Genomic DNA, 11299 nt, shown 5'->3' on the forward strand with positions numbered 1-11299 from the left:
GGATAAAACAGGGTAAGCTAAGTTTAATCATTGGCTGATCAACGATAGCTCTATAATTTAGAGCGACTCATTATCAATTAATCTGTCATAATTCATAATTTTTAAAACTCCAGTTTTAAATCTGCCATTAAGTTCAAAATAGTTGATGGATCCCCTTGACGGTAGTATCCCCAATTAAATTCAGCAATTTGTTCTAGTACTTTAGGATTAAACTCTCCTTCGTTACCGTAACCAATAGTGAAAAAGGCAATTCGATTATCGCTGGAAAAGCCACTTTTTTCCAGTTCTTGAGATAGTTGCTCAAGACGAAGCTTAGAATCAGAATCGTCGCCATCGGTCAAAATCACCACAGCATTAATGGCACGCTCTTGGTAATTCTTTTGTAACCAGTTACGGGCTTCGAGGGCAGCATCATATAACCGATTACCCCCGTCAGGGTTGAGATTAAGAATAAACGCCATAGCGCGATCGCGTTTTTGAGGGGTGCTATCTACCAATACTGGTGGACGAATCTCGGAATCAAAATCAATCAGGGCAATTTGTTCTGTTGGTCCTAAACTCTCGATGTATGCGCGCAAAGTCTTTTGAACCGCTGCTAATTTATTCCCCGACATAGAACCGGAAGAGTTTACCAACACCACCACTTGTGAGGGTTTTTTGGCAAATTCCTGCCAGGACTTGACCATTGCTGCCACTACCTCTGGTTGAGGGGAACTCAGGGAATCGTATCTGGCCTTGGAGTCAACACCAAATTGAGCAGAAAACTTGGCACCTAATGGCACTTCTGGTACACCTGGCCTTAAACCAAGTTCTGTGGCAATTTTTTGGACTTGGGGCGATCGCAAATAATCAATCACCTGTTGCCCAGCAGCCTTTTCCTGCCTACTCACCCAAGGGGCTTTGGGTAAAATTGCTCGCATATTGGAGGTAAAGGTTGCCTGGGGATACACTGCCTGATAGCGGCTTTGCCCAGCTTGCTGATGGGAATTTGCAGCAATTACTGAAGACTCGTACACTGAACCAATCGATGCCCAAAAAGAACCATTCTTTACCATGTCCTTTGCCAAGGAACTGCTAGAGACACCATAGCGAATCACTTTACTTTGTATCCCTTGGATCTGTGTCTGATAACGCTGCACATCTGCTACTGTTAATTGTTCTGGTCGTTTACCAGATACACTGGCAAATTGAACCACTAAGGTTTGTAAACCAGAATTGGAGCCAGTAGGAGCAGTGTGGACAAGGTGAATGGGCAATTGAGGGCTCTTGGGATCCAGTTCCTGGTGGGTTTTGGTATTCACCAAGGCTTTGTACAAATCCGGTTGCTGGCGTAATCCATCGGCTAATTCTGCCGATGTCATAAATACCATGGGGCTCTGGGCTAACAATGGTGCATCGGTAATCTCTCCGATGTAATCTCGCCCTGGGAAAATCTGATTGATCTGATCGATTAACTGACGATGATGGATTTCCCCATCCACCGAAACTAAGCTAGGAAATTCTGGCGCATTACGCTTAAGGCTACGGGATTTGAGTTGTTGCGCCAGGGATGTCAGACTAGTTACCACATCGCTACTACTTTTAGTGTCGCAGCTGAGAGAGAACCCCTTACCATTGGCTAATTTCGGCTGTTGTTGGTTAAATTGCTCCGCTGCTTGCTCGCAGAATTGCCCTAAAGCGCTACCGACTAAGAATTTGACCTCAAACCTTTGCTGGGTTATAAGGTTGGGTTTTCCCATGCAAGCTCCTAGAAAAAGCATACCCAACGCGGTGCTCAGGTGAGTTAGGCGCTGATAACTCAATAATTTAGTATTCATAATATAGAATTTTTAGTTGAGATGTAAACATAGGATTGATATAAAAAGGGAATAGGGAACAGGGAATAGGGAACAGCAGGAAATAGGAATATTTTTTGGTGTTATGATAAATCAGCCGGAAATGCTATATCATTATTTATGTGGCAATAATTAATGCGCTAATCACACTTTATCTAAAAATTAGCCATATACAAATTATCCACGCAACCGTTTATTTTTGAAATAGTCTCACATTCTGTTAAAGTCAAATAGGTCGCCACCAATCACTGATGATCAATCACTGATGATCAATAATGTCAAAGTAATTCACCATCCCCTTGTGCAGCATAAGTTAAGCCTGATGCGTCAGGCTGGAACGAGTACAGCCAAATTTCGTAAACTCCTTAAAGAAGTTGGGTTATTGTTGGCATACGAGGTAACAAGGGACTTGCCCCTAAAGTATGAACCAATCAATACACCAATCGCGCCGATGCTAGCTCCGATGCTGGCTTCAGAAAAGAAGATGGTGATTGTCTCGATTATGCGAGCCGGACAGGGTCTGTTAGATGGCATTCTAGAACTCATCCCATCGTCTCGTGTTGGTCATATCGGTTTGTATCGTGACCCCCATACCTTTGTGCCCATTGAATATTATTTCAAACTCCCTGATGATATGACTCAGCGAGATGTGTTGGTGGTTGATCCGATGTTAGCTACAGGTAATACTGCCATTGCTGCTGTTGACCGACTCAAGGAAGTTAGCCCGAAGTCAATTAAGTTTCTGTGCTTATTAGCAGCACAGCAAGGGCTTGACTATTTCCAACAGCACCATCCAGATGTAGTGATTTACACGGCGGCTATTGATCAAGAATTAGATCACCATGGCTATATTATTCCAGGACTTGGGGATGCAGGCGATCGCTTGTATGGTACGAAGTAATCTAATATAGCGCTACGGACAAGGCAAGAGGCAAGAGGCAAGAGGCAAGAGGCAAGAGGCAAAAGTTTACTATAGTATTATGGAAATGTCTTTTGCTCCTGATTCAACTTAGGTTTTCTGCCCCTACCTTTTTGATTATATATTCCTCTTATTTTTTGATATTCCCATCTATTTAACCAGTTATATATAGTTTTTCGATTGACTCCAAATAGTGACGTTAATTCATTGATATAAAACTTTTGATAACTCAACAATATACATTTATAGCAGTCGCCAGGGCAGTTAGGACATGACAAAAGTCTCAAACTACAGTTTGGCTTGAGTTTAACTTCTGACTTCTGACTTCTGACTTCTGCTATAGCTCTGTCTCTCACTTGCGGTGCGAGGGTGAATCTCAGTTTTGCAATTAGGCAAAACTGAGATTCACCCTACACGATGGAGAGCAGTATCTAGTGGAAAAATACAATATTTCCGTGTCTCTAGGGTTGCAACTGCTAGATCCACAACCGTTACCGAAAAAATTGGGTTTAAAGCCCCGTCCTTATAGGAGACGCGCGCCTCAGAGTTAAGAAGCATTTATTGGGAGCAGGCTATGAGCAAAAGGGTTAAAACTTATTAATTAAGGCTTCTTAACTCTTACGGTAACTTCTAGAGACGGCTTTCTTTTTGGGAGCATCCCAATTTGGCACGTTAGCTCTTTTTAGGGGGCTGAAACCCTTGAAATATCGTTGCTTTGGGTAATATTGTTTCCAAAATGGGATGCTCCCTTCTTTTTCAGCTAAAACTTGACAGTTTTCACAGAGCGTGTTATAATAAAAACCCTTACAATAAACTAAAAAGCTAGATAAATACTATCTAAAAATAAGTAGATAACGTAAAAAATATGTATGAGATACGTATTGCGTAATTTGGTCTAACGACTACAACGTCTATGAAAAACTTAGATAAAAAAGTATCTGTCTATTCATCTAAAAAAGGTACGGTGGGGCACACCGAAACCATTATCTAGGATCTAAACGCTTGGGGAGATTTGTCCTCTACTTTTTCTGACTCCGGTTTGAAAGAGCCACGACGAGTCATAGAGCCAAGAATCCCCGCTCATAAGCGGGCGGGGAGTGTCAAGAAAAGAGAAATTTAGTATAATTGCTGGGGGATTGAGTGAAGCTCGTCAAGGCTTTAAAGCTTTACCAGGGGTGAAGCAGAAAATTGAGCAAATTGCTAAAAGCTTGAACCCAGACTCAGTCATGCTCAATCAAGAATTCACTAGCGAGAGAGTGTCTAAGAGGATATCTCCCAAGTTTTTTGATACTGAATTTTGCCCCCCTGACCCCCCAAGCGAGCAATCCCTCGCTTGGGGGGAACAAGAGTCAATTTGCTTCTAAAAGTCCCCCAGAATTGGGGGACCAACGGGGGCTTGGATGTAGCAAATGAGACTTCTCAGACAACCTCTAAGGAAATAACTACTAAAACCTCCAATGTGATACACTTAGCAACTCATGGTCAGTTTAGCTCCAAAGCTGAGGAGACCTTTATACTAACCTGGGAAAATAAAATTAATGTCAAAGAATTAGAGCAACTGCTGCGTAGTCAACAATTGTTGGGAGAAGACCAAATTGATTTACTCGTTCTTAGTGCTTGTCAAACTGCTAAAGGGGATGATCAAGCCATGTTAGGGTTAGCGGGTTTTGCGATTAAATCGGGAGCGCGTTCTACCTTAGGGACATTGTGGAAAGTGCGTGATGACTCCACTGCTATGTTCATCAACAAGTTTTACTAATACCTAAAACAGCCAGAAATTACGAAAGCAGAAGCGGTCAGGAAAGCCCAACTAGATTTGATTGGGGATACCAAGTTTAACGAACCTCTGTTTTGGGCACCTTTTATTCTGGTGGGTAATTGGTTGTAAGGGGAATAGGGAGTAGGGAGTAGAGAGTAGGGAACAGAAAGGGGTTAAGTAACGTTAATTTTTTTAAAAAAGTCAACAAAAATTATAGCGTTGATCGCACTTATGATGTAAAGTATTTGTTTTGAGGATGATTCCCTTAAAATTATAATTACTATTGCCTTATATAGCATTTACAAATAGCTCATACTTAATTCTTAATTCTTAATTCTTAATTCTTAATTCTTAATTCTTAATTCTTTCCTTATGAGCCAGTTGTTGGTTAATCTCTCGATTCTATTTTCCCAACCCACGGGTATTGCTAACTATGCCGCTAATCTTTTTCCTTATTTAAAACCTCTCGACCCTACTCTACTGATTTCTCCCACTGCGTCTAGCCGTTTCTGTAGTGCTACTACCTACACTTGCTACCCAATTCCAGGGAATTTAAGCCCTGAACAAGGCACGAAAGGACATTTTCGCCGTCTGTTGTGGACTCAGTTTCAACTGCCGCGAATTTATAAAAAATTGCGAACGCATCTTTTGTTTTCTCCAGTTCCAGAAGCTCCCCTCTTTACCAATTGCCGCTATGTGGTAATGGTTCATGATTTGATTGGGTTACGGTTTCCCCAGGGTTTCTCACCCTTAACTACCTACCAACGCTACTATATCCCCCAAGTTCTTGGTCAAGCAGAACACATCATCTGTAACTCTAGGGCTACTGCTAGAGACCTTACTGACTTCTTCGAGATTCCAGCCGCAAAAATCACCCCGATCTTACTGGCTTACGATGCCAATCACTATTATTATCAGGACTTACGCAAGTGCCCCCTAAATCCCCCAATTCTGGGGGACTTTGACATCATTACCCCCCAGAATTGGGGGGCAGGGGGGCAAAACCAACTAAATTTCGTAAGTCCTAATTATGTGGATACAGTAGATGGTGAAAAAGATCGGGAAAACCGGGAAAATTGTCCCTATTTTCTCTACATCGGACGCCCAGACCCCCACAAAAACCTCCATCGGCTGATTGAGGCTTTCGCTGGTCTAGCCAATTGCCACGACTACCAACTCTGGATTGCTGGCGCAACGGATAAACGCTACACACCATTGCTGGAAGCCCAAGCGGAACAACTGGATATATCCAGTCAGGTCAAATTCCTGGGATATGTTCCTCAGCACCAGTTACCGACCATGATTAGAAATGCGATCGCATTTGTATTCCCCAGTCTTTGGGAAGGCTTCGGTATCCCTGTATTAGAGGCAATGGCTTGCGGTACTCCTGTAATTACAGCCAATCTCTCCTCCTTACCGGAAGTAGCTGGAGATGCCGCTATATTAATCAATCCTTACAACCCTGAGGAAATCACAGCAGCTATGGCAGCAGTAGCAACCGATTCTCAAATGCGATCGCATCTTCGTATGGCAGGTCTTGCTAGAGCCAGTGAATTTAGTTGGCAAAAAACTGGGCAAGCTACGGTAGACATTCTAAGTCATATAGCAAAGGGAATAGGGAACAGGGAATAGGGAACAGGTTATCAGGTTGAAGGTTATCAGGTTGAAGGTTATCAGGTTGAAGGTTATCTGGTTGAAGGTTATCAGGTTGAAGGTTATCAGGTTGAAGGTTATCTGGTTGAAGGTTATCAGGTTGAAGGTTATCAGGTTGAAGGTTATCAGGTTATCAGGTTATCAGGTTGAAGGTTACAGGTTACAGGTTAGCTGGTTACAGGTTAGCTGGTTATTAAACCTTCAACCTTGTCAACATTCAACCTTCAACCTCTTCAACATTCAACCTTCAACCTGATTAACATTCAACCTCTTCAACATTCAACCTGATCAACCTCAACCTTCAACCTTCAACCTGATCAACCTTAAACCTTCCACCTTTACCCTTCAAGCTTCATGGTTGCTTCACAAAAAACCTCTGAGATATAAAGCTTTTGTAAAATTCCTTGGATTCTTGTCCTAATTACAGCAAAAATCTCACTAATGTAGTGAAGCCCAATCAAGACTGAAGCCCAATCAAAGTAACCAGTGTGAGATGAACAGATTTTCTATGTACACGATCTCAACAGAAAGCCCAACCCAATCAAATCTACGCCGATTGGAACTATTGCTGGAGTATTGCCAACTGGCAGCGCGTCCAACTTTGTCTGTGTCAGACAGCAACCGTATGGCTGAGATCCTCGAACTAGCTGAAGCTGACCAAATCCTTAACCTGTTGATAGATAAAGCTGATCTAGTTATAGCTAAACAATTTAGCTGGCTGAGTGACAATGATATTGATACCTATAAAAACCAAATCGCTAAGTTAGAAGAGTATTTAGAAATCTTTGTTTCCCAGAAATCACCTAAGACCAGTGAAACTCTACGTCATAAATTTGCTTGTTTCACTGGAAATCTTTAAGAATAATCTAAGCTATCAGCGTGTCGCGTATCAGCTATCAGCGATTAGCGCTACGCGCACGCTACTTGAGGTGCTATCAGCTATCAGCTTATGGGCTACAGATGGTGCTACTTGAGGTGCTTTTTAATAAAATAAGCTGACGGCTAACGGCTAACGGCTGACAGCTGACGGCTGAACGCGCACCCGTGAGCTTTTAGCTGACGGCTGACAGCTGACGGCACCTCAAGTAGCGTGCGCGTAGCGCATATGCTTACTTCAGGATAAGCCATAGTCTTCGAGCATAGAGTTGTCGATATCAAAAAAATAATCTCTCAAAACTTTCCTCATACGCTGATATCGTTTTCGCAACGCTGTATTACTTGCCAAGTTCAGGCGTTCTTCAATTTCAATCCAGGACAATTCCTCCATGACTCGTAACACAAAAATATCAAAATCTAGAGGACTTACTAGTTGTCTAATATCTGACAGTATTTCCTTGACATATTGATCCGATAAATAATCGGAAGCATCATTAGAGCTAATCTGGTATTCTATAGAGCTAAATTCACGTTCTTTTTTCCAATGCTTTCCTTTCTTAGCAAAATGCTCTCTAATCACATTTAAGCAGGTTGTTCTTAGCCAAGCTGATGGATTTTCAATATGTTGTCCAGATTCAATTTTGCTAACTCCGCGAATATAGCTTTCAATAAATATGTCAAAGATATCAAATTTGTGTTCAAGATTGAACTGCTTTAGTCTAAATTCAATAAATGCAAACAATCCCGATTTATTTCTTTGGTTTAAAAGAGAATTAACAGCGGCATCAAATTGTTTACGATTAGGGGACTTTGGAGGTTTTCTAGGTTGCATCTAGTGTAGTTCCTCGGGAAAAATAAAAGCACATGATGCCCCTGACTTTCAATTGTATTTGATAAAACTTATCATCACTATTACTCACTTAGTGACGATTAAGTCTCGATTTGTGACATTGATAAGTAGGTAGGGTAAAATAAATTCATCAAGGGTATAACCATGAAACAATGAGGTTACCGAGCTGTGTTGCCAAATTGGCATAAAAAATCTTTCCATAGCGGTGTTTTAGTATGCCTCGCTACTTACATTTGTCCTTGCTGACCCTAATGACTATAGCCCTTGTGATCATCAAGGAATTACCACATCAGTAGTTGCCACATTAGTTGCCACATTAGTTGTAGGTGCCCATGGCGTGCCCTTGGGATGCTTGCTCCCAATTGCCTGTGCTTAGCTCCCAGTCAGAACTGCTGTAGACGTAAGTGATTCGGATATGGTCTAGGATTATGTAGAAGCAGGTAGATTTTAGCCAGTCTGAGGGGTCTTGAATATCTTGTCCAGATTCAATTTTGCTAACGCCACGAATACAGCCCTCAAAAAGTATCTGGCCTATATCAAGTTCCTGTTCAAGATTGAAGTACTTGAGTTGGCGTTTAATAAATGTATATACCTCAGAGTTTTCTTTTTGTTTCCAGCTAGAATCAACTACTGCATCAAATTTTTGACGATTAGGGGATTTTAGGAGGTCTTGGGTTTGCATCTGGTGTACTTCCTCTAGAAAAATCAACATACGAAGTTCAGGCTTCTTACTTCAGTTTTTCTTGAAGAAGCCTCATCATTATTCTTAATAAATAATGAGAATTAAGTCTTGATTTGTGACACTGATCTAGTTTGATCGGTCAGCTAACCCGCGACGCCCATGCTACACTTTCTGCAAACAGCTATCAGCCCCTAGGCCCCAGAGAGCGAAGGAGTAATGGTTCAAGTTATAACCAAAAGCTCAGTTGACTTGAGGTGTCTTTCCAAAGTGAAAAGCCTTGGCACCAGTGTGTGTAGGTGTCTTTTTAGGGACATCCGTGGTGCCTAGGTTGCTCAAGGTGCTGACAGAGCAAGGCTTGATATTGATCTATATCAATTACAATACCAAGTTTGCTGGCATCTGTGACAGTACTCGAAAGGGTACTTTTATTTGTTTTTATTTGTGTTAAGCTTAAAGATTAGTTAGTAATAAGTGTCAAGGATTTCTGTCTGCTCCCTGTTCCCCGTTTCCCGTTGCCATTGGCTGAATACTTACAAAGATGACTAGATTAATGACCCTTCAGCCTTTTTCCTCAAGAGCTGCAATCACCCACAGAAAGTCCTTTAGATACCAACCATTCCTGATTGAATAGCCGTGACTGATAACGACCACCGCCATCACAAAGTACAGTCACAATTGTATGACCAGGTCCCATTTGTTTAGCCAGAGCAACAGCAGCTCCGACATTAATCCCGACAGACCCTCCCATAAATAATCCATCCCGGCTCAGCAGCTGGTAAACTACCCGGAGACATTCGTGGTCATCAATTTGAATGGCATCATCAATGGGAGCCTCTTCCATATTCCCAGTAATACGGCTGTTACCGATACCTTCTGTAATAGAGTTACCTTCCGGTTTAATTTCACCGGTCTTGACATAACTGTACAAACCGCTACCCATGGGGTCAGCCACTACACATTGAAGGTTAGGATTTTTTTCTTTCAAATACATCGCTACCCCTGCATAGGTTCCACCTGTCCCAGTTGCTGAGACCCAAGCATCAATTTTCCCGTCAGTTTGCTGCCACAGTTCTGGCCCAGTAGTTTCATAATGAGCCTGTCGGTTTGCCAAATTATCAAACTGATTCGCCCAGATGGCATTATCCATCTCTTGGGCAATGCGTCCAGAAAGCTTTACATAATTATTCGGGTCTTTGTAGGGTACTGCTGGCACTGGGCGAACTTCAGCTCCCAGGGTTCTGAGGGTATCCATTTTTTCTTGGGATTGAGTTTCCGGGATAATAATCAGGCACTTGTATCCCTTAGCATTACAGATATGGGCTAGACCAATGCCCGTATTGCCAGCGGTTCCTTCAACAACTGTACCCCCAGGCTTTAGTAAGCCTTTTTCTTCTGCATCTTTAATAATATAGAGGGCAGCTCGGTCTTTTACAGAACCTCCTGGATTGAGAAACTCGGCTTTCCCTAGAATTTCACAACCCGTCTCTTCGCTAAAGCTGTTTAAGCGAATAAGTGGTGTATTACCAACTGTATCAACAAAACCTGCTTTGATATCCATTTAAATCAAGTTTAAATTACAAATTCTAAATTCTAAATTCTAAATTCTAAATTCTAAATTCTAAAGAATGAAGGATGAAGTATCCTTAATCCTTCATCCTTCAGACTAGATAATTATTTCACTTGTTCGGTTGGGGTGTCATCCGCAGATAGGGCTTAATTTCCTCATATCCTTTGGGAAACCGTTCCTTCAACTCTTCTGGATCTTTGATGGAGGGTACAATAACACAGTCACCCCCGTCTGTCCAGTTAACGGGAGTAGCAACTTTATAGTCATCGGTCAACTGTAGGGAGTCAATCACTCGCAGGATTTCGTCAAAGTTACGACCGGTGCTAGCAGGGTAGGTTAACACTAACCGCAATTTCTTCTGTGGGTCGATGACGAAAACAGAGCGTACGGTTAGGGTATTGTCAGCGTTGGGGTGGATCATATCGTAAAGGTCAGACACCTTTTTATCTGGATCCGCCAAAATCGGGTAGTTGACCGTTGTTGTCTGGGTTTCGTTGATATCTCCAATCCAGCCTTTGTGGGAGTCAACATCATCCACGCTCAAGGCTAGCACTTTAACATTGCGCTTCTCAAATTCGGGCTTGAGTTTAGCAACCATACCTAACTCGGTAGTGCAAACTGGGGTGTAGTCGGCTGGGTGAGAAAACAGCACCACCCAGCTATCTCCTGCCCATTCATACAAATTAATCTCCCCTTCGCTGGAATTCTGAGTAAAGTCGGGTACGGTATCCCCCAATCGTAGAGTCATGGCTAAATCCTGTTGCTATTTTTTCTTGTCAGGATAGTTATCGTGCCACAAAACTCAAGTTTATCGGTCAGCTTTTAGATCTATTTTAGGATTGGCTTAGGAATTCTTTATTCAGCGGTCAGCGGTCAGCGGTCAGCGGTCAGCGGTCAGCGGTCAGCGGTCAGCGGTCAGCGGTCAGCGGTCAGCGGTCAGGGGTCAGGGGTCAGCGGTCAGGGGTCAGCGGTCAGGGGTCAGGGGTCAGGGGTCAGCGGTCAGGGGTCAGGGGTCAGCGGTCAGGGGTCAGGGGTCAGCGGTCAGGGGTCAGGGGTCAGGGGTCAGCGGTCAGGGGTCAGCGGTCAGGGGTCAGCGGTCAGGGGTCAGGGGTCAGGGGTCAGGGAGAGTAGGTCGCGGGACTGCGGTCACGTAGCAGG

At 42.9% G+C, this 11299-nt stretch carries 10 protein-coding genes and 2 pseudogenes; 5 read left to right on the forward strand and 7 right to left on the reverse strand.

The window, feature by feature from the left end; translation table 11 throughout:
- Nucleotides 1-101 precede the first annotated feature (101 nt).
- Nucleotides 102-1817 (reverse strand): VWA domain-containing protein, encoded by a 1716-nt coding sequence (locus tag F6K38_RS15635; RefSeq protein WP_008178039.1) that lies wholly within the window; start codon nt 1815-1817, stop codon nt 102-104.
- Between the two features lie 283 nt (nt 1818-2100).
- Here F6K38_RS15635 and upp point away from each other — a divergent pair, with 283 nt between their 5' ends.
- Nucleotides 2101-2736, forward strand: coding sequence for a uracil phosphoribosyltransferase (upp, locus tag F6K38_RS15640; RefSeq protein WP_008178037.1), 636 nt, complete (start codon nt 2101-2103; stop codon nt 2734-2736).
- Between the two features lie 92 nt (nt 2737-2828).
- On the opposite strand, the pseudogene F6K38_RS15645 reads toward upp, so the two are convergent.
- Nucleotides 2829-2999: pseudogene (locus F6K38_RS15645) on the reverse strand (helix-turn-helix domain-containing protein); the annotation flags it as partial.
- Nucleotides 3000-3851: 852 nt separating this feature from the next.
- Here F6K38_RS15645 and F6K38_RS15650 point away from each other — a divergent pair.
- The 4 genes and pseudogenes from F6K38_RS15650 to F6K38_RS15665 all read left to right on the forward strand — a co-directional run bounded on the left by F6K38_RS15650 (nt 3852) and on the right by F6K38_RS15665 (nt 7025).
- Nucleotides 3852-4118 (forward strand): hypothetical protein, encoded by a 267-nt coding sequence (locus F6K38_RS15650; RefSeq protein WP_008178035.1) that lies wholly within the window; start codon nt 3852-3854, stop codon nt 4116-4118.
- A 95-nt stretch (nt 4119-4213) separates the two neighbouring features.
- Nucleotides 4214-4642 (forward strand): annotated as a pseudogene (locus F6K38_RS15655) (CHAT domain-containing protein).
- Between the two features lie 243 nt (nt 4643-4885).
- The gene (locus F6K38_RS15660) at nt 4886-6145 is read left to right on the forward strand and encodes a glycosyltransferase family 4 protein (RefSeq protein WP_008178032.1); all 1260 of its coding nucleotides are present in this window, start codon (nt 4886-4888) and stop codon (nt 6143-6145) included.
- Nucleotides 6146-6659: 514 nt separating this feature from the next.
- Nucleotides 6660-7025, forward strand: a complete 366-nt coding sequence (locus F6K38_RS15665) for a hypothetical protein (protein WP_143764181.1) — start codon at nt 6660-6662, stop codon at nt 7023-7025.
- Nucleotides 7026-7168: 143 nt separating this feature from the next.
- On the opposite strand, the gene F6K38_RS15670 is transcribed toward F6K38_RS15665, so the two are convergent.
- The 5 genes from F6K38_RS15670 to F6K38_RS15690 all read right to left on the reverse strand — a co-directional run bounded on the left by F6K38_RS15670 (nt 7169) and on the right by F6K38_RS15690 (nt 10889).
- Nucleotides 7169-7294 carry a hypothetical protein gene (locus F6K38_RS15670; protein WP_287249629.1) on the reverse strand — a complete coding sequence of 42 codons (126 nt, stop codon included), beginning with the start codon at nt 7292-7294 and terminating at the stop codon, nt 7169-7171.
- Nucleotides 7281-7874: an RNA polymerase sigma factor gene (locus F6K38_RS15675; protein ID WP_008178027.1), complete on the reverse strand. Its 594-nt coding sequence runs from the start codon at nt 7872-7874 to the stop codon at nt 7281-7283. The genes F6K38_RS15670 and F6K38_RS15675 overlap by 14 nt, the downstream gene beginning before the upstream one ends.
- Nucleotides 7875-8208: 334 nt before the next feature.
- The gene (locus F6K38_RS15680) at nt 8209-8604 is read right to left on the reverse strand and encodes a hypothetical protein (RefSeq protein ID WP_008178024.1); all 396 of its coding nucleotides are present in this window, start codon (nt 8602-8604) and stop codon (nt 8209-8211) included.
- A gap of 541 nt (nt 8605-9145) precedes the next feature.
- Nucleotides 9146-10132 (reverse strand): cysteine synthase A, encoded by a 987-nt coding sequence (locus F6K38_RS15685; protein ID WP_287356904.1) that lies wholly within the window; start codon nt 10130-10132, stop codon nt 9146-9148.
- A 118-nt stretch (nt 10133-10250) separates the two neighbouring features.
- Entirely contained in the window at nt 10251-10889 is a 639-nt protein-coding gene (locus F6K38_RS15690) for a peroxiredoxin (protein ID WP_008178020.1), read from the reverse strand.
- Nucleotides 10890-11299 lie beyond the last annotated feature (410 nt).

The sequence above is a fragment of the Moorena sp. SIO3B2 genome (assembly GCF_010692525.1).
GTDB classification, from domain to species: Bacteria; Cyanobacteriota; Cyanobacteriia; order Cyanobacteriales; family Coleofasciculaceae; genus Moorena; species Moorena producens.